The 17,525-nt window shown below is 70.5% G+C and carries 17 protein-coding genes; 8 read left to right on the forward strand and 9 right to left on the reverse strand.

The genetic code is table 11. The features are described 5' to 3' along the window. Positions 1-14 precede the first annotated feature (14 nt). Positions 15-1,055 carry a methionine synthase gene (locus AB0I72_RS12315; protein WP_358566363.1) on the reverse strand — a complete coding sequence of 347 codons (1,041 nt, stop codon included), beginning with the start codon at positions 1,053-1,055 and terminating at the stop codon, positions 15-17. Between the two features lie 193 nt (positions 1,056-1,248). Here AB0I72_RS12315 and map point away from each other — a divergent pair, with 193 nt between their 5' ends. Then, positions 1,249-2,031 (forward strand): type I methionyl aminopeptidase, encoded by a 783-nt coding sequence (gene map, locus AB0I72_RS12320; protein WP_358566366.1) that lies wholly within the window; start codon positions 1,249-1,251, stop codon positions 2,029-2,031. Positions 2,032-2,066: 35 nt separating this feature from the next. On the opposite strand, the gene AB0I72_RS12325 is transcribed toward map, so the two are convergent. Together AB0I72_RS12325 and mnmA are read right to left on the reverse strand one after the other, a co-directional pair. Further along, positions 2,067-2,660 (reverse strand): VTT domain-containing protein, encoded by a 594-nt coding sequence (locus tag AB0I72_RS12325; protein ID WP_358566369.1) that lies wholly within the window; start codon positions 2,658-2,660, stop codon positions 2,067-2,069. Positions 2,661-2,819: 159 nt separating this feature from the next. Beyond that, the gene (mnmA, locus tag AB0I72_RS12330) at positions 2,820-3,938 is read right to left on the reverse strand and encodes a tRNA 2-thiouridine(34) synthase MnmA (RefSeq protein ID WP_358566372.1); all 1,119 of its coding nucleotides are present in this window, start codon (positions 3,936-3,938) and stop codon (positions 2,820-2,822) included. A gap of 172 nt (positions 3,939-4,110) precedes the next feature. Between mnmA and AB0I72_RS12335 the strand changes: the two genes are divergently transcribed. From AB0I72_RS12335 to AB0I72_RS12350, 4 genes are all read left to right on the forward strand, one after another. Further along, on the forward strand, positions 4,111-5,280 hold the full coding sequence (locus AB0I72_RS12335; RefSeq protein ID WP_358566375.1) for a DUF695 domain-containing protein: 1,170 nt from the start codon (positions 4,111-4,113) through the stop codon (positions 5,278-5,280). 207 nt (positions 5,281-5,487) lie between these two features. Beyond that, a complete protein-coding gene (locus AB0I72_RS12340) occupies positions 5,488-6,468 on the forward strand; it encodes a hypothetical protein (protein WP_358566378.1) in 981 nt (326 codons plus the stop codon). 102 nt (positions 6,469-6,570) lie between these two features. Next, complete coding sequence (locus tag AB0I72_RS12345; RefSeq protein ID WP_358566380.1) at positions 6,571-7,086, forward strand: histidine phosphatase family protein; 516 nt, start codon at positions 6,571-6,573, stop codon at positions 7,084-7,086. 102 nt (positions 7,087-7,188) lie between these two features. Further along, on the forward strand, positions 7,189-8,976 hold the full coding sequence (locus tag AB0I72_RS12350; protein ID WP_358566383.1) for a hypothetical protein: 1,788 nt from the start codon (positions 7,189-7,191) through the stop codon (positions 8,974-8,976). On the opposite strand, the gene AB0I72_RS12355 is transcribed toward AB0I72_RS12350, so the two are convergent. From AB0I72_RS12355 to AB0I72_RS12365, 3 genes are all read right to left on the reverse strand, one after another. Beyond that, complete coding sequence (locus tag AB0I72_RS12355; RefSeq protein WP_358566386.1) at positions 8,939-11,080, reverse strand: tetratricopeptide repeat protein; 2,142 nt, start codon at positions 11,078-11,080, stop codon at positions 8,939-8,941. The genes AB0I72_RS12350 and AB0I72_RS12355 overlap by 38 nt on opposite strands. 219 nt (positions 11,081-11,299) lie before the next feature. Further along, positions 11,300-11,674 (reverse strand): hypothetical protein, encoded by a 375-nt coding sequence (locus AB0I72_RS12360; RefSeq protein WP_358566389.1) that lies wholly within the window; start codon positions 11,672-11,674, stop codon positions 11,300-11,302. A gap of 177 nt (positions 11,675-11,851) precedes the next feature. After that, positions 11,852-12,406, reverse strand: coding sequence for an ATP-binding protein (locus AB0I72_RS12365; RefSeq protein ID WP_358566392.1), 555 nt, complete (start codon positions 12,404-12,406; stop codon positions 11,852-11,854). Between the two features lie 227 nt (positions 12,407-12,633). Here AB0I72_RS12365 and AB0I72_RS12370 point away from each other — a divergent pair, with 227 nt between their 5' ends. Next, positions 12,634-13,497 carry a helix-turn-helix transcriptional regulator gene (locus AB0I72_RS12370; RefSeq protein WP_358566395.1) on the forward strand — a complete coding sequence of 288 codons (864 nt, stop codon included), beginning with the start codon at positions 12,634-12,636 and terminating at the stop codon, positions 13,495-13,497. Further along, the gene (locus tag AB0I72_RS12375) at positions 13,494-13,739 is read left to right on the forward strand and encodes a DUF397 domain-containing protein (protein ID WP_358566397.1); all 246 of its coding nucleotides are present in this window, start codon (positions 13,494-13,496) and stop codon (positions 13,737-13,739) included. The genes AB0I72_RS12370 and AB0I72_RS12375 overlap by 4 nt, the downstream gene beginning before the upstream one ends. A 68-nt stretch (positions 13,740-13,807) precedes the next feature. Here the strand turns inward: AB0I72_RS12375 and AB0I72_RS12380 are convergent, their stop codons facing one another. Continuing rightward, positions 13,808-14,578: an ion transporter gene (locus AB0I72_RS12380; protein WP_358566399.1), complete on the reverse strand. Its 771-nt coding sequence runs from the start codon at positions 14,576-14,578 to the stop codon at positions 13,808-13,810. A gap of 490 nt (positions 14,579-15,068) precedes the next feature. Here AB0I72_RS12380 and AB0I72_RS12385 point away from each other — a divergent pair, with 490 nt between their 5' ends. Next, positions 15,069-15,620 carry a thymidine kinase gene (locus tag AB0I72_RS12385; RefSeq protein ID WP_358566401.1) on the forward strand — a complete coding sequence of 184 codons (552 nt, stop codon included), beginning with the start codon at positions 15,069-15,071 and terminating at the stop codon, positions 15,618-15,620. A 33-nt stretch (positions 15,621-15,653) separates the two neighbouring features. Here AB0I72_RS12385 and AB0I72_RS12390 read toward each other — a convergent pair whose 3' ends face one another. Both AB0I72_RS12390 and AB0I72_RS12395 read right to left on the reverse strand, forming a co-directional pair. Beyond that, positions 15,654-16,409: a hypothetical protein gene (locus tag AB0I72_RS12390; protein WP_358566404.1), complete on the reverse strand. Its 756-nt coding sequence runs from the start codon at positions 16,407-16,409 to the stop codon at positions 15,654-15,656. Then, positions 16,402-17,505, reverse strand: a complete 1,104-nt coding sequence (locus AB0I72_RS12395) for a C40 family peptidase (protein WP_358566681.1) — start codon at positions 17,503-17,505, stop codon at positions 16,402-16,404. The genes AB0I72_RS12390 and AB0I72_RS12395 overlap by 8 nt, the downstream gene beginning before the upstream one ends. Positions 17,506-17,525: the final 20 nt, after the last annotated feature.

The raw sequence follows: 17,525 nt of genomic DNA on the forward strand, positions 1-17,525 counted from the left end.
GACCCGGGGTGTGCCTACCCGCGGGGTTCGTCCCGCAGGACCCGGGCCCCGGCGCGGGCCGCGTCGAGGGCGGCGCGCGCGTGCCCGGGTGAGGCACCCGCGAGCCCGCACGTGGGCGTGGTGACCACCGCGCGGGAGAGCAGGTCAGGGGTGATTCCCAGCCGGTTCCAAAGCTCGCGTACGGGATCGACGGTAGCCGCCGGGTCGGACATTCGAGCATTGTCGGCGCGCGTGCCGTCGAGGGAGGGGACGACGCCGAGCAGCAGCCCGACGCCGGCCTCGACGGCGGTGCCGACCATCTCGTCGTGGTCCCGGTCGAGCAGCAGGGCGTTGAGGCTCAGGGCGCGGGCTCCGCTGCGGCGCATGAGGTCGATGGGGACCCCGGCGGAGCAGCAGTGCGCGACGGGGACCGCCCCGGCGTCGTCGAGGGCGGCGAAGAGCACGCGCAGGGCCGCCTCGACGTGGACGCGGTCGACGGCGGGCAGACGCCCGTACCCGCTGGCCGTGGGGAGGGAGCCGAGCAGGACGGCGGGCAGGGAGGGTTCGTCGACCTGGACGAGGAGGCGGGCGCCGGGGACGCGCCCGCGGACCTCGGCGACGTGGGCGAGGACGCCCTCCAGGTGGGATTCGGCCAGGTCGCGGCGGGCGCCCTGATCGGAGACGAGGCGCTGGCCGGAGCGGAGTTCGATCGACGCCGCGAGCGTCCAGGGCCCGGCGACCTGGATCTTGAGGGTGCCCTGGAAGCCGTGCGCGTGCTCGGTGAGGGCGTCCAGGTCGTAGGACATGAGGCTGGTGGCGCGCGCGATGTCGCGGCCGGGGCTGTCGACGACCCGCCAGCCGCTGGGCTGGACCTCGACGGGGAAGTCGACGAGGAGGCCGCCGGTGCGGCCGATCATGTCGGCGCCGACGCCGCGCGCGGGGAGTTCGGGGAGGTGCGGCAGGTCGGGGAGTTCGCCGAGGACGGTGCGGACGGCCTCGTCGGGGTCCTCCCCCGGCCAGGACCCGACACCGGTCGCGGAGGCGTCGGGCCAGGGGTAGCGGTGCTGTTCGGTCACGTTGCCCAAGGTTAGGGCAACGGGGCGCGGGTGACGCGTGACCGGGAGGGGGCCGTGTCCGCGCGACGGCAGCGCCGAGGAGCCGTCCGCGTTCGGTCTCGGCGGGAGTGGGCGGCGACCCGGCCATGGCTCCGATTTTAGTACCGGTATAGTATGGCCGGTATAGTTATTTGACACGGGAGAAGAGAGCCGCGTGATCGAGATCCTGAAGCCCACCCTGCTGCCCCGGGCGAGAGACACGGGCGCCCTGGTCGCCGACATCCTGCGGACGTTGAGGAGCCGTAGCACGATCGGCGTGAACCTTCTGGACATCGACCGGTGGGCCGAGAGCATGATCGCCGAGGCGGGAGCGCTGTCCTGCTACGTCGACTACGCGCCATCCTTCGGACGCGGCCCGTTCGGCCACCACATCTGCACGGCCGTCAACGACGCCGTACTGCACGGACGGCCGTACGACTACACGCTCGCCGACGGCGATCTGCTGACACTCGACCTCGCCGTCTCCCGAGGGGGAGTCGCCGCGGACGCCGCCGTCAGCTTCATCGTGGGCGACACGCGCCCCCCGGAGAGCGTCGCGATGATCAGGGCGACCGAACGCGCGCTGGCCGCGGGGATCGCCGCCGCCGGGCCCGGGGCCCGCATCGGCGACGTCTCCCACGCCATCGGCACGGTCCTCAGCGAGGCGGGGTACCCGATCAACACCGAGTACGGAGGCCACGGCATCGGATCGACGATGCACCAGGACCCGCACGTGGCGAACACCGGGCGGCCCGGCCGAGGGTACAGACTGCGCCCGGGGCTGCTGCTGGCACTGGAGCCGTGGGTCATGGCGGACACCGCCGAACTCGTCACCGACGCCGACGGGTGGACGCTGCGCAGTGCGACGGGCTGCCGGACGGCGCACAGTGAGCACACGATCGCCATCACCGACGACGGGGCCGAGATCCTCACCGCGTCGCAGCGGGCACGGCCGTGATCAACGCCCCGACCCGTGCGCCCGGACGCCCACCCCTACGCCGCACCACCGGGTCGCGACGGCCGGTGGGCCACCGGCCGCGCGGCTTCCGCCGAGGGGGTCGGGGAACCGACCGGCTCCCCCTCGGTCCCCTCCGCGTCGGCGGTCGCCGCGGCCCCGGCACGCTCCCGGCGGCGCGACCGCCACACCATGCCCGCGACGACGGCGACCGCCAGCGCCATCACGCCGACCGCCACCCACGGCGAGTCCAGGAACAGCCCCCACCAGGTGCCGACCACCCCCGAGAACACCACCGACCACAGGGCGGCCCAGATCAGCGACCCGAGGAACATCGCGACGAGGTAGCGTCCGAACCGCATGCGCATCGCCCCGGCCGCGAGGTTGACGGCGGTCTGCACGCCCACGGTGAGGAAACTCAGGGTGACGACGGGGGCGCCGAACCGGTCGATGCGGTCGCGCGCGGTCTCCAGGCGCGGGCCGAGCCGCCTGCCCGTCCGGCTACGGGACACGCCCTCGCCCAGCCCCCGGCCGATCCAGTACGTGGCCTGGACCCGGAGCAGGATCACACCGAGCAGCGTGAAGTAGACGATCCAGAAGGGCTGACCCTCCAGGAAACCGAACTCAGGCATGGACCAGGCCCCCTCATCTCGCCGTCACTATGCTATGCCTTACCTAAGTTCGGCAAGAGGGGCGGCGGCGCCGACGAGGGTGTTCCTTCCAACAGTCCAGGTCAGGCACCCGCCGACAGCCGGGTCCCGGTCAGACGCCCGTGTGCGACCGCGCCCCGGTCAGACGCCCGACGACGACCCGGTTCCGCCGACCCCGGCCTCCTCCGCCCGCGCGGTGGACGAGATCGTGGCCGACCCGAGCACGGTGTCGCCGTCGTAGACCACCACGGCCTGCCCCGGCGCCACACCCGTCGCGGGCTCCGCCAGACGCACCTCCAGCTCGGGCCCCTCCGCACCGTCGCGCTGCACGACACTGGCCGGGTACACCTCACCGTGGGCGCGCAGCTGCACGTGGCAGTCGGTCGGCTCGGTCAGCGGCTCGGAGCCGCTCCACACCGGACGCGCACCGGTGATCCGGTCGACGCGCAGCGCGTCGCGCGGCCCCACCGTCACCGTGTTGTCCACCGGCTCGATGGACAGCACGTAGCGCGGGTGCGGCGCCCCGCCCAGCCCCAGGCCCTTGCGCTGACCCACGGTGAACGCGTGCGCCCCGTCGTGCGTGCCGACCACGTTGCCGTCCTCGTCCTGGATCGGCCCCGGCCTGGCGCCCAGCCGCCGGTTGAGGAACCCGGCCGTGTCGCCGTCGGCGATGAAGCAGATGTCGTGGCTGTCCGGCTTGTCCGCCACCGACAGCCCACGCCGCTCGGCCTCGGCCCGCACCTCCTCCTTGGTGCAGTCGCCCAGCGGGAACATCGCGTGCGCGACCTTCTCGGCGGTGAGCACGCCCAGGACGTAGGACTGGTCCTTGGCGTGGTCGACGCTGCGCACCAGGCGCCCGTCGACCTTGCGCACGTGGTGCCCGGTGGCCACGGCGTCGAAGCCGAGCGCGATCGCCCGGTCCAGCACCGCCTCGAACTTGATCTTCTCGTTGCACCGCAGGCACGGGTTGGGCGTGTGGCCCGCCTCGTACTCGGCGACGAAGTCCGCCACGACCTCCCGGTCGAACTCCTCGGACATGTCCCACACGTAGAACGGGATGCCGATGACGTCGGCGGCGCGCCGCGCGTCGTGGGAGTCCTCCACCGTGCAGCAGCCCCGCGCCCCCGTGCGGTAGGACTGCGGGTTCTTGGAGAGCGCCAGATGAACGCCGGTGACGTCGTGGCCCGCCTCGGCCACCCGGGCCGCGGCGACCGCGGAGTCGACTCCGCCGGACATGGCTGCCAGTACACGCAAAGTCATAGTGCCGTCCAGCGTATGCGGCGCCCGGGGGTCACGGCCACGAGGATTCCGCCACTCCGCGCCACCCCCGCCGCGCCGCCCCATCCCACGCCGCCGCACCCGCCCCGCCGGACGCGCTCCCGACCGGCCCCGCGCGGCGAGGGTGGTCGCCGGTCTCTGCGAAAATCAGAGCATGGCTCTGTTCCGTCGTCGCCGCTCCGCCGACTCCACCACCGCCGTCACCGCGTTCTGGGACGCCTGGCCCGAGGTGCGTGAACCGCTGGCCAACGCCGTGGAGTCCGGTCAACCAGCCCCGGCCGAGGTGGCCGACCGCGTCACCGGCCTGGTCAAGGGCATCCACCCCGACCTGGACTGGGAGGTGGGGCGCCCGCCGGAGCAGAAGGGCGGCGACATCGAGGACCTGGACCTGTCGCCGGACGTCGACCCGAGCGCCCTCCTCGAACAGCTCGCCGCGTTGGACGACCCCTCCCGACTCACCGGCGGCCCCACCCACGCCATCACCCTGCGCCCCGGCGCCTCCGACGACGCGCGGATCATGTCCGAGCGCTGGGCCCGCTCCGCCCCCTCCGACGACCAGTGGGTCTTCCAGCCCGTGCGCCCCGCCGACCACGAGAAGCTGACGTCCGTCCTGACCTGGGACGACCACGAGCTCGACCTCTCGCACGTGTCGGTGTCCCTGCGTGTGAACCAGTCGACGGGAAAGATCGAGGTCGGCGTCTACCACCCCGACAACATGTTCCTGCCCGACGACGTGCGCCGCGGCGTCGCCGAGCACGTCACCCTGCTCGCCCTGGGCGAGGACGACGTGGTCCGCTGGATCGGCGAGACCATGTCGCTGGACGAGCCGCCGCTCGACCCGCTGCCGCCCACCTCGATGCCCTCGGTGGCGCGCCAGATGGCCGACCTGCTCGGCGGCGCCAACGGCTGGGTCACCCTGGAGGGCGCCCACCCGCTGTTCGGCGCGGTGCGGATCCTCGTCCGCCACCCGCTGACCCGCCGCGACTTCCCCGCGCTCTCCCTCTACGTGCAGGTGGTCGTCCCGTTCGCCACCATGGACGCCGAGAAGCGCCCGATCGAGGCCTCCGAGGCGGCCCTGGGCGACCTCGAAGCCCGTCTGGAGGGGGTGCTGGGTCGCAACGGCGCGCTGTTCGCCCAGAAGACCGAGCGCGGCGAGCGCCACTACCACTACTACCTGGACCCGGAGTCGGGCGTCCTGCCCGAGTTCGAGGCCCAGTTGGTCGACTGGCCCGAGGGGAAGGTCAAGCTCCGCAGCGAGCTCGACCCGGACTGGTCGTGGTTCAACGCCTTCCGCCGCCAGTACCGCCGCGAGCTGGGCTCCTAGGGCGGGTCCCGGGCTCCTCGCGGGACACGGCCCCGAACGGGACTCCGCCGCCGGTCGCCGTTGACCCTCGGCCGTCGGCCGTCGACCCGCTGTCGACCGCCGTTGACCCGGACCCGACCCTCGGGGCCGCGCGTCAAGCCCGAACCCGGCGTTGCACATCTGGCGCCCAAGCCGCAACAGGCGTAACGTGTCCTCACCGCCAGGAGGATGATCCGGGTTGTCATGGACGGTGTGCTGACACGATCGCCCACGCACCGACCGCGTGGATCCGCGGTCGGGCCGGTGCTCGCCCTGTGCCTGGTCGGTTCGCCGCTGATGTCCCTGTTCCCGTTGGGCGTCTGGGAGGCGGCCCGCGCGCTGGCGCTCAGCGGCGCGGTCCAGTGGGTGCTGCTGTTCGCCCCGGTCATCGTCGGCGTCATCCTTCTGATGATGTGGCTGTCCGCCCTCTGGCTGGAGGGGGCCGGCGCGCGCCACCCCACCTCGACGGCGGCGCTGGTGACCGGCACCGCCATGACCACGCCGGTGGTCGTGGGGTACCTGGCTCCGGCGTTCACCCCGTTTCCCGGGGGCCTCGCCGTCAACGTCGCCCTCCTGACCGCGGCGATCACCACCGTCGCCCTGGGCGCGTGCGCGCTGGTGGACCGGCTGCCGTACCCGTGGCCGCCCGGCCCGTTACCCGGACTGGTGGTGGTCGTGGCGGCGCTGGTGTCGCTGCCGCCGGCCTCGGAGGTCATGCGGGCGTGGGCCGCCGAGGAACGCTCACGCGACCAGATCACCGACTTCGCGCACACGATCGCCGTCCTCGACCACCCGGACTGGTCCGTCGCGCACGTCCACGAGGTCAGCGACGCCCTGCGCCTCACCTACCGCCACGCGGACGGAGCGACGGTCCACGTGCACTCCTGGGGCGGGTCGACCGCGCTCGGCCCGCACGGCGACGGCGTCCGCGCGGGCTGCGACCTCCCCGGGGTGAGCTGCTACGAGACCGACGGGTCGGTCCTGGTGGACCGGGGCCCGGACATCCCCGACGAGCTGCGCGTCCGCCTCGGCGACGGCACGGTCGTGAGCCTGACGTCGCCGCCGGACTCCCCCGCCGACGTGGCGCGCCTGGCCCCCTCCGTGCGCCCGGAGGCACCCGGTGAGCGCGACGTCCTGGTCGAGTCCGTCACCACGGACCCCGCGGCGTGAGCACGGGACCGCGGTCCAGGAGGACCCCGGGAGGCCTCAGGGGGTCGGACCGGTTTCCCCGTTCTCCCGCGCGAATGGTCACTCTGTGCGACCATCACCACCATGGGTGAGAAGACACGCCGAGTCGCGCTCCTGCGCCACTCCACGGCCAGCTGGTCCCATGACTCCGACCACGAACGCCCGCTGTCCGAACGCGGGCGCGAACAGGCCCCCGCCGCGGGTCGCTGGCTGGCGGAGAACGGGCTCGACTTCGACCTGGTGTTGAGTTCGACCGCCGTCCGCTGCCAGGAGACCTGGACCCTCGCCGGTCGCGAACTGCCCGCCCCCTCCAGAACCTCCTACGACGAACGGCTCTACGAGGCCACCCCCTCCGACCTGGTCACCCTCCTCCAGGAGATCGACGACGACGTGGACGACCTCCTCATCGTCGGCCACAACCCCGGCCTGCACTGGCTCGCCGACACCCTGACCGGGGAGGCCGAGGGCGACCTGCTGGCCCAGCTCAACGTCTCCGGCTTCCCCGCCAGCGCGGTCGCGCTCCTCACCCTCGAGGCGCCGTGGCGCGGCGTGGAGCACGGGGTCGGCCGCCTCGTCGCCTACTGGACCCCGCCGTCCTGACCGCCTCCCGCTCCCCCGGCTCCGGCCCGTTCCTGCCTCGACCGTCCCCGCGAACCGACCATTACCCTGGATCGGCACGGCTCCCGAGAGCAGGAACGACCGTTGACGCCTTGCCACACCCCTTGCCACCCCTCCGTCGGCGCCGAGGACGCGCCCTGCCCCTGGGAGACGCTGAGCCGGGCACCCTACGTCCGCGCCAACAGCGGCCCCGAGACCCACCGCTGGGAGACGCTGGCCGACACGGTTCCCGTGCTGGCGATGGCGCGCACCTACACGTCGGCGGTCCGGGTGCTGGAGAGCCTGGCGGTGTTCCGTGGCGACGACCGCGTCCGGATCGTCTTCGCGTTCAGTGACAGCACGGCCTTCAACGCCGGAACCCGGGAGCTCCTGGACTCCCACGGGGTGTCCCTCGTGCCCTGGGCGGTGCGGTTCTGCGTCCGGCCGCGCCTGGTCGTCACGGCCTCCGAGAACGTGGACCTCACCGGTTTCTCCTGCCCGGTCGTGGTCCTGCCGCACGGCATCGGCTTCCAGAAGTACGTGCCCGACCACCGCACCGGCGAGCGCCGCGTCTCCGGGCTGCCCCGGACCGAGTCCCACGACGCCGACAACGTCCACCTGGTGCTCTCCCACCCGGCCCAGCTCGCGCAGCTGCGCGCGGAACGCGTCCCCCTCGCCGACCGCGCCCACGTCGTCGGCGACCCGGCGCGGGACCGGCTCGTCGCCGCCCGACGCCTGCGCCACCACTACCGCGCCCGGCTCCGTGTCGCACGCGACCAGCGGCTGGTCGTGCTCACCTCCACCTGGGGTCCGCAGGGTTTGTTCGGCACCCGGCCCGGCCTGCCCGCCCGCCTGCTGGGCGCACTCCCCCACGACGACTACCGCGTGGCCGCCGTCCTGCACCCCAACGTGTGGTTCGCGCACAGCCCCTGGTCCGTCCGCCGCACCCTGGCCGACGCCCTCGACTCGGGCCTCCTGCTCATCCCGCCGGACGCCGGGTGGGGCGCCGCGGTGGTCGCCGCCGACTGCCTCATCGGCGACCACGGCAGCGTCACGCTGTACGGGGCCTCCCTCGACCTGCCCGTCCTGCTGGGCGCCTTCGGTGAGGAGTCCGTCCCGGACACGGCCGCCGCCGAACTGGCGCGCACCGCGCCGCGCCTCACCGACACGGGGCTGCGCGAGCAGGTGGAGGCCGCGATCGACGCGCACTCCCCGGCCCGGTACCGCCGGGCGACCGACCTCGCCTTCGCCCACCCGGGGCGGGGCGGGCGCAGGCTGGCCGAGTTCCTCTACGGGCGGCTGGGCCTCGGCCCCCGCGACGGGGACGGCACCGATCGGGCACTCCCGGTTCCCGTCCCCGACGCGGCCGGCGGCCCGCCACGCGCCTTCGAGGTGCACGGGTGGCTGGAGGGCGACCGGGAGATCGCGCTGGAACGCTTCCCCGCCGCGGCGCCCCGGACCCCGGCTCCGGTCCCCGGGACCGTCCGCCACCTGTCCGCGTTCGAGACCGAGACGCGGAACCCGCTCGTCACCTCGGCGTCGGTCGTGTGCCGGGACACCGACGCGCACGCCGACACGCGTGCCTGGGCCGAGGAGATCCTGGAGCTCCTGCCCGGCGCCCTGATGGCGGCGGCCGGCACCGGAACGGGCACCACCGGGACCACCGGCACCTCCACCACGCTCGTGACGGTCCGCGACGGCCGACGCTTCACGGTCCGCTCCGGTGCGCCGCTCGACACCGTGCTGGCGGCGGCCGTGGTCTACACGCTCCTCCGCACCTCCGACCAGGTCGCGGGCGCGTGCAAGGTCCGTGTGGGCTCGCTCCCCGTCGACGCCGTGATCGAGGCGGACCCGCTCACCCCTCCGGGAACTCCTGCTCCAACAGCCCCGTGACCTCCTTCGCCCGCGGGCTGCCCACCCGGGCGTAGAGCTCCCGCGCGCTCTCCAGGTGCCGACGCCGGTCGCCGACCGCGCCGAGCGACCCCAGGACCTCGGCGAGCCGGTGGTGCGCCTCCGCCTCGTAGTACCCCAGGTCCTCCCCGGAGCGTCTCCGGTACTCCCCGAACCCCTCCAACGCGTCGTTCAGGGCCGTCACCGCCGCGCGGTCGCGGCCCGCCTCCGCGTGGGCCCGGCCCAGCATGACGCGGGCGCGCGCCGCCATCCGGTGGTCGGGCCCCTCGGGCAGCGCGAGCAGGTCCGACAGGGCGGTCTCGACGTCGGCCGCGGCCTCCTCCGGCCGTCCCGCCGAGATCAGCGCGCCGCCCCGGAACAGGAGCGCGAGCGCGGCCCCGCGCACCGAGCGGGGGTCGTCGCTGGCCCGGTTGTGGCGGAGGGAGCGGTCGAAGGCGGCGACCGCCGCGTCCGGGTCGACGCCCTCCAGGTAGCGGCCGTGGAACTCCCACACGGACCCGCGCAGGAGTTCGTCGTCCACGTCCTCCACCAACTCCACCGCACGGGTGATGCGCGCCCGGGCCTCCTCGTCGCGACCCAGGTCGCGGAGCGGGCGCGACACCAGCGAGGACAGACGGGCCTCGGCGGCGGCGTCGCCCGCCATCCTGGCGGCGTCGGCGCCGGCGGTCCCGGTCGCGACCCAGTCGTGCACGTGGCGTTCGCCGAGGTAGAGGGCGGAGGCCAGCTCGGCGAACCGCCAGGTGTGCTCGTACATGCGCAGGTCCAGGCAGCCCAGCACCACGGCCATCAGCGTCGGGCGCTCCCGGGACAGCCACCGGCTCGCGGCCGCCCGGTCGCCGCCGAACGGGTCCTCGGCGCCCTCCAACAGCGCGTCCAGGTCGACCACGCGCAGCCGCTCGCCCCGGACGAGCCGCTCGGCGAACCCGAGCACGACCATGGCGGCGTCGAGCATCCGCCGCAGCCGCTCCCCGCGTGCCTCCGCGCCGTCCTCCGCCTCCGCGCGGTCGCGCGCGTGGGTGCGGATCAGCGCGTGCCGGAACCGCAGGGCTCCGTGCTCGTCGGTCTCGACGAGGTTGGCCGCGAGCAGCTCGTCGAGTCGGGCGTCGTCGCCCACCGCCAGGGCGACGGAGCGGTCGAAGGTCGCCCCGGGCCAGGTGCCCAGGGTCCGGTACAGGGCGGCGGTCCCGTCGGACAGCTCCGCGTACGCCGACTGGAAGATCACGTCGAGGTTGCTCCGTTCGTCCCCCACCGCCCTGAGTGTTCCGCCCGGGCCGCGCACCCGAGCGGCCAGCTCACGGGCGCCGCCCGGACCGCCCCGGCCGAGTCGTGCGCCGACCAGGACCAGGGCCAGCGGCAGCCCCGCGCACACCGCCAGCAGGTGGTCGACGGCCTCGGGGTCCTCGTCGGTCAGGTCGAAGTCGACCAGGCGTTGGAGCAGGGTGCGCGCGGCCGGAGCGTCGAGCGGCTCCAGGTCGCGCAGGCGAGCGCGGGCCGCGATCGTCAGTTCGCCCAGGTCGGGGCCGTCGCCCGAGGCCAGGACGAGGCTCCCCGGTCCGCTGGGGATCAGCGCGCGGATCTGGGCGGGTTCCCAGGCGCCCTCGACCACGACGAGGAGGCGTCGGCCCCGGGTGTGCGTGCGGTACGCGCCCGGCCAGTCCCTCGGGTCCGACGGCAGGGCCTCGCTGGCGCCGCCCAGCGATCGGAGGAACTGGGCGAGCGCGGCGTCGCTGTCCTCCCGGCCGCCGCGCTCGTACTCGTAGGTGAGCTGGCCGCCGGTGAAGTAGGCGCTGGTGGCGTAGGCGACCTGGTGCAGCAGGGAGGTCTTGCCGATGCCGAGCGGTCCCTGGCAGACCACGACCCTCGGCGGCGCGTCCGGGTCCATGAGGCCGCGGATCCACTCGATCGTGGCCTCGTGGTTGACGAAGTCCGGCGGTGGCGGCGGGACCTGCATCGGCGGGACGGCGGGGTCGCGCCCGCCGACGTGCTGGTGGAACTCCACGTTCCGGGCCTGGACCACCGTGGAGTCGCGGGCACCTCCGTGGACAGCGTTGTGCGTCTCGCCGCGCTCGGGGGTGTTGGCGCTCATACGTCTCCTGCGTGGGGGTGGAGATCCGGACCGACGGCTCTCACCGTACGGGAAAGCGCGAGGGCGGTCACGGCGGGCCGCACGGCGTGGCCGGGAGCGGTCACGGGAAGGAGCGCGTCCGGAATCGGTCACACCCCGTTCCCCCTCCACAGCACGCGGTCGGGAAGAAGCCGAAGGACGAGCCACTCAGTGACGCTGTGGGGGCTTCGACGAGGCGGGTCAACCGGCGACGGGCATCGGGTGGCGGGCCTCGCGGCGGGGCCACGGGATCAGCCGTCGCCGGGACGGAACCGGTTCGGGCTCAGGAGCCGGGGTCGGGTCGGTGTGCGGCCACAGCATCAGCAACAGGGCGTCGATGTCCTCGGCCTCCTGGAGGCCATCGCGGGTCATCACCCAGTACGACTGGGTCGCCTCGCCGAACCAGACCACCAGGTGCCGGTAGCGGGCCTGGATCGCGGCGGCCTTGGCGTGCTCGTGGGAGTACTCGGCACGGTGACCGCCGAGGCGAGGGAGAGCCTGCGCGCGAATCGTCCGGCACGTCGGGTGCGGGCAGCGGAGGCACACCGGCCCAAGCGTCTGCGACTTCCTCAGCATCGGGGCACACGGGCTCACGGGCTCGGGGGCGTGGGCTTTCGGAGCGTTGCCGGAGCGGGCGACAGCGGAGAGGTTCGTGAACATCGCGTCCTGCCTGTGGGTGTGGTTCGTACACGGGGGCGGGGGATGTGGGGGAGGCCGGGCGCGGCGGGGGTGCGCACGCCCGGCCCGTGCGTGTCAGGCCGCAGGCCGCGTGTCCCACAGGCTGCCTTCGAGGTCGAAGGCCAGGTAGTACCAGACGTGATGGGTCCGACCGCGCGCGTCGCTCCCCCAGTCGGTGGCGAACGCGTCCACCAGGGCGAGCCCCCGGCCGGATTCGGCGTTGAGGCCGAGGCCGTTCGGGTTGGCGACGGGGACGCCTTCCTCGGCGCAACCGGCCGTCCCGTTGTCCCGGCAGACCAGGTGCAGGCCGTCGCGGTGCCGGTCGACCACGAGGCTGTACGTTCCACCGGGGAGTCCCGAACGCGTGTGCTGGATGGCGTTGTTGCCCAGCTCGGAACCGAGGAGCGTGAACAGGTAGCGGTAGTCCTCGGACTCGGTCGCGGCGCAGGTGTCAAGGAACGCCCTGACCAGCGGCATGACGACCGGGATGCCGGGGAAGTCGTAGCGCCGGGCGCGGTAGTTGGAGCGCTCGGGCCGACCCGAGAAGTAATGCCTGCACCGGGGCCGGATGAAGGTCGAGAGGGGCACGGTGACGTCGCCGAGAGACGGCATCGCAAAGGTCGCGGGCATGACGAACACACTCCTTGACATGTCGGAGTACGGACAAAAGGGATGAATTGTGCCCGCAACAGGTGAGTTCGAGAATCCCGGGACGGCGGGATGGGGCACGGCGTAGCCTGGCCAGCGAGAACCCTCAGTGATCTGCTGGTGACCACACCATCTAGATAACCCTTATTCTTCGAGTTCTGCAAGTGAATCTAGAATTCTACCCATGGGTAACTAGTTAGGCTCACAACATGCAAGATCCCCGAAGCCCATCCCTGCGCCTACGACGACTCGCGACCGAACTCCGCCGCGCCCGCCTCGCCGCCGGGTATTCCTCCACCAGCGTGGCCAAGACGCTGAAGTGGAGCTCCCCTAAAGTCACAAAAATGGAGACCAGCGAGTCAAAGCGAATAAAACCGGACGATCTCGACAAGCTCATGGATCTATACGGGATCAACGACGCCGAGAAGCGCGACTCCATGCATGCGCTCGCACAGGATGCTCGCCTGCGAGGATGGTGGTCAAGGTACAAGGACGTCTTCCGGAACGAGTCGCTGCCGGACTTCGAGGCGGAGGCAACCGTCCTTCGGACGTACGAGTCCCAAGTGATCCCTGGCCTGCTCCAAACTCCTGCGTACGCGGCGGCCATCTTCAAGGGCGGACGCTACGCAAGTCCCCAGGAGATCGAACGGCGTACCGAAGCACGAATGGAGCGCCGGGGGATCCTCACTCGGTTCAGTCCCGTACACCTTCGAGCGGTCATCGATGAGTCTGCCTTCCAACGGCTCATAGGCGGGCCCGAGGTGCTGGCTGGCCAGCTCAAGTACCTGCTCCACATGGCCCAGATGCCGCACATCGACGTTCAGATGCTCCCTCTCAGCAAGGGTGCGCACTCTGGTCTCACCGCTCCGTTCACGATCCTGGACTTTCCCAACCCTCTGGACTCCTCCATCGTGTGTGTGGAGACTCTGAGCGATGCTCTGTATCTCGAGGAACCCGATGATGTAGAGCTGTACGCCGCCACCTTTGGGGATGTCCAGGCTTCGGCTATCAGTGCCGCCGAGACCGCCGAGTACATCACCAAGCAGATACACGTCTTGGAGACCACCCGTTGAGACGCTCAGCGTTGAACTTCTACAAGAGCAGCTACAGCGCGCACGACATCAACTGCGTTGAGGTCGCCCCTGTCCCCAGGAACTTCCGTAAGAGCAGCTACAGCGGACAGGGGGTCAACTGCGTCGAGGTGGGTGACCTCCCCGATGGGGCCGCCATCCGTGACTCGAAGCACCCGGACGCCGGGTACCTCCCCTTCGCCGCTACGGAGTGGGCGACCTTCCTCAGGGCCGCTCAGCTCTAGCTCCCACGCGCTCGACACCCGGACGCCCCTCCCCTCGGGTCTCCGGGTGTTCGCGCGGTCCACAGCCGTCAGTTCTCGCTTCCGGGCGGGATCATGGGTTGTCCCTCGCGCTCACGCACCAACCGTTCAAGGCGCTCGACCTGCTGGCTCAGCTCTGCGAGTCGATCCATCACGGCCTGGTGCTGAATCTCCTCCAACTCCTGGTCCTCGGCCCACATGCTCTTGTCGACCTCCTGCTCCATCGACGTGACGATCACACCGATGACGAGGTTGAGGATGATGAAGGTCGTGAGCACGATGTACAGGACGAAGAACATCCACCCCATCGGGTGGTGAGCGGCCACCGCATCGGCGACGTCCGGCCAGTTCTCGGTGGTCATCACGAGGAACAGCGTGTAGAGGGTCGTCCCCAGGTCGCCGAAGTACTCCGGCACGTTCTCGCCGAACAGCTGGTGTCCGAGGACCGCGGCGGAGTAGATGATCACCAGGAGCAGGCCGATCACGGTACCCATACCGGGGGCCGAGCGGAACAGAGCCGTGATGATCATCCTCATCTGGGGCACCACGCTGATGATCCTCAGGATCCGCAGGACGCGCAGCACCCGGAGCACGGAGAACGGGCCGGTCGCGGGGATGACGGACACGATCACGACGAGGAAGTCGAACCAGTTCCACGCGCTGCGGAAGTACTGTCCTCGCCAGGCGTAGACCTTGAGCGCCAACTCGATGACGAAGACACCGATGAACACGCGTTCCACGAGCAGGATATACGGAAGGGCGGAACCTCCGTAGGTGGCCCACCCCAAAACGGCGGCATTGGCCATAATCAGCAGAAGCATCAGGTTGCCAAACCATCTGCTCTCCACCAAGCGAGTGACCTGAGCACGCCGCAACGTCACATCCCCCTCCGCAATTCCACCCCCATTCGGGCAACCGACGACCAAATATATCGAAGGGCCCGGCCCACCCCTTGATCGACTTCCCCCCTCCGAAAGTCAGCGACGCGTCGCGTACCCCCGACCCCGAGCACCGCTGGTCACGCTGAAGGTTCGGACATGCGCGGTCACCAGTAAGTCACCGAGGGTGGGGAATCCGAGTGCGACATGCCACACTCCCGTTTTCGGTCGCGGCTGCCCCATCGGTACCCGGCCACGGAAACAACACGGTCGCGCACGGCTCACGGATACGGTCGCGCGAAATGCAGGTGACGCAAGGGATGTCACCCGGCGAACGGCGATTCCCGGGGAGACGGTGCTCGCTGGTATCTTCGCTGCTGGCCTGGCGAGAGAGCCCGAGCCGCCGGGCAGCGTCCGCGACCGAGGAAGAGGCATGCCGGAGCTGAAGTACTTCACCGGGTCGATGAACTCGGGCAAGAGCACGATGGCTCTCCAGGAGCACCACTCACGGGGTGGTGAGGGCGCGCTGTACACCAAGCAGGACCGCGCCGGGGCGGGGATCATCTCGTCGCGTCTGGGCCTGAAGTCGCCCGCGATCGAGGTGAGCGACGACCTGGACCTGTACGACGACATCGCGGAGCGCAAGGCCCCGTACGTGATCTGCGACGAGGCACAGTTCCTGTCGTTCAAGCAGGTCGGGCAGCTCGCGGGGGTCGTCGACGGGCTGCGCATCGACGTGTACTGCTACGGCATCCTGACCGACTTCCAGGGCCAGTTGTTCCCGGGGTCCAAGCGTCTGGTCGAGCTGGCCGACAAGATCGAGGTGCTACCCGTGTCCGCACGATGCTGGTGCGGTGAGCGCGCGACGCACAACGCGCGGGTCGTCGACGGCGTGATGGTCTACGAGGGCGAGCAGGTGCACATCGGCGGCAACGAGTCGTACACGACCCTGTGCCGCCACCACTTCATGGCTGGCGTCGCCTGACGCAGACCGTGGAGCTATCCGAAGGGTTCGAGGCTACCCGGGTCCCACGATGCCAAGCCTGACTTCAATGTACGAAAGCATCCAGTCCCTCTCGTACTCGAATACCGATGGCGAAAGCGGTTCGTTGCTTGCGTCTCCCACCGTGGAAGCGAACCTCATCTCATAGACGGTATCACCCGTTCGCAAAACGATTGCGTACACAGTCGTGCCATTCTCAGCAATTCCATGCGCATAATAAGATTCGTCAGTGACACCCGCGTCTCCGCTCGACGCTACGTCAATTGACAGGTCATCGATTTCAGCGACCCTGGCTTCAAAGTCATCATCCGCTAGGTACCCGGCGGGTTCACCGTTCTCATCTGCCACGAACGACTCATACGAAAAATCCATCACCAATGTCACGCTTGGCTTCTCCGACGGTGTCACACGCCACTGGCACTCGTCGGTGACAGACCTTGGAATCTCTCCCTCACCAGGATCCACATAGGCATCGCCTGAGTCGTTCCGAATCGCTTGAACTTCATTCACGTTCGGGATCGTTCTACCGCATAGATCGATCGCTCCAGTCCCTGTTGACTCCCGAGGCCTGATCGTCTGCTGGACCATGGGAACCTGAGGATCGGCTGACGGTTCCTCTTCAGCTGAAGTGAAGTCCAGAAAGACCCCTGCGATACCGATCACCGCACCGAAGACTCCGAAGGCAGCAACTGTTCCACAGCCGAAGACCGCCGCTGCCGCCCGCCAACCGTGCAGGCCCTTCTTCCGAACGGGCTCCTTCGTGTCAGCCACGGGTATCTTGTGCCTCCAACTGGGCGAGCACATTCGGGTGCTGCGACGGTCGCGTGAACCCCAGGATGTCCGCGCGGTTGGGGTCATCGTACTCGCGCACCGCGATCGGTCCACAGTTGGTGCACCAGGCCTCCACCATCAGCCCGTCACCGACCACCATTCCCACATGCCCGGGGCCCGGAGGTTCACCAGCCCTCGTGACGTCGAAGAACACCAGGTCACCCGGTTGCTCCTCCCCCATGGGAATCTCGGGCCCGAACCCCCACTGGTCCTGTGAGACGCGAGGGATGGTGATCCCGATGCTCTCGTAGGCCTTCTGCATGAGACCCGAGCAGTCAAAACCGACCGGTCCCGTTCCACCCCAGATATAGGGCTTCCCCCGCTGCGCCAACGCCCAGTCGACCACGGCCTGTGTGATCTCGTCAGGCGCCCGCCCGATCGGCAGCCCGTCCGTGTTGAGCTCGCACAGAACAGCGGTCTGAATGGAACCCGACGTGTTGAAGGCACCGTCGGCGTACCGCTCAGCCCACTCCATCACGTCGTCCACGTACCACCAGGCGTGGTTGTAGCCGAAGATGGCCTGACGTACATCCGTCTCCAGACCGGCCGCGATGAGATAGTCGGCGGCGGCCGGAATCGCGTCCGCGGGATCGTAGACGTTGACGATGCCGTCGCCGTTGCCATCGACACCGAAACCCTCGTCGGGACGGTCATTAACGGCCTGGATCGGTTCACCACCCCAACTGTTACCTGCTGCGGAGCCGTCCAGAGCACCGAACTGCATGGGGCCGGCCGCTCCCCAGTCGTTGTGTCCCTCGGTGATCCCTGGTCCGTCCCAGCGCCCGTGGTGGGATTCCACCTGGCCGACCCCGGCGAGAATGTTCCAGGGGATACCGCGATCCTCCCCGGCCTCCATGTAGAGATCCAGGTAGTTCTCCGGGATGGAGTCCATCGCATAGCCACTGGCGCCCGGTTGGTCGGCGTCGGCGTTGGGGCCACAGGCGAGCCCGTTGGAGAGAAAACTGCCGATCTGCTGTGTGGAGTTGGTGACCAACGGGACCAGGAACATCGTCAGCATGATCATGAGAGCGACCATGATCGCGGCCGTGATGCCGA

Source organism: Nocardiopsis sp. NPDC049922, assembly GCF_040660275.1.
Taxonomy (GTDB): Bacteria; Actinomycetota; Actinomycetes; order Streptosporangiales; family Streptosporangiaceae; genus Nocardiopsis.

Excerpts from the sequence above, each read along its gene's own strand:
- AB0I72_RS12325 (WP_358566369.1), bottom strand. The coding sequence starts at position 2,660 with ATGCCTGAGTTCGGTTTCCTGGAGGGTCAGCCCTTCTGGATCGTCTAC.
- mnmA (WP_358566372.1), bottom strand. The coding sequence starts at position 3,938 with ATGACTTTGCGTGTACTGGCAGCCATGTCCGGCGGAGTCGACTCCGCG.
- AB0I72_RS12335 (WP_358566375.1), top strand. The coding sequence starts at position 4,111 with ATGGCTCTGTTCCGTCGTCGCCGCTCCGCCGACTCCACCACCGCCGTC.
- AB0I72_RS12340 (WP_358566378.1), top strand. The coding sequence starts at position 5,488 with ATGATCCGGGTTGTCATGGACGGTGTGCTGACACGATCGCCCACGCAC.
- AB0I72_RS12345 (WP_358566380.1), top strand. The coding sequence starts at position 6,571 with ATGGGTGAGAAGACACGCCGAGTCGCGCTCCTGCGCCACTCCACGGCC.
- AB0I72_RS12355 (WP_358566386.1), bottom strand. The coding sequence starts at position 11,080 with ATGAGCGCCAACACCCCCGAGCGCGGCGAGACGCACAACGCTGTCCAC.
- AB0I72_RS12360 (WP_358566389.1), bottom strand. The coding sequence starts at position 11,674 with ATGCTGAGGAAGTCGCAGACGCTTGGGCCGGTGTGCCTCCGCTGCCCG.
- AB0I72_RS12365 (WP_358566392.1), bottom strand. The coding sequence starts at position 12,406 with ATGCCCGCGACCTTTGCGATGCCGTCTCTCGGCGACGTCACCGTGCCC.
- AB0I72_RS12370 (WP_358566395.1), top strand. The coding sequence starts at position 12,634 with ATGCAAGATCCCCGAAGCCCATCCCTGCGCCTACGACGACTCGCGACC.
- AB0I72_RS12380 (WP_358566399.1), bottom strand. The coding sequence starts at position 14,578 with ATGCTTCTGCTGATTATGGCCAATGCCGCCGTTTTGGGGTGGGCCACC.
- AB0I72_RS12385 (WP_358566401.1), top strand. The coding sequence starts at position 15,069 with ATGCCGGAGCTGAAGTACTTCACCGGGTCGATGAACTCGGGCAAGAGC.
- AB0I72_RS12395 (WP_358566681.1), bottom strand. The coding sequence starts at position 17,505 with ATGGTCGCTCTCATGATCATGCTGACGATGTTCCTGGTCCCGTTGGTC.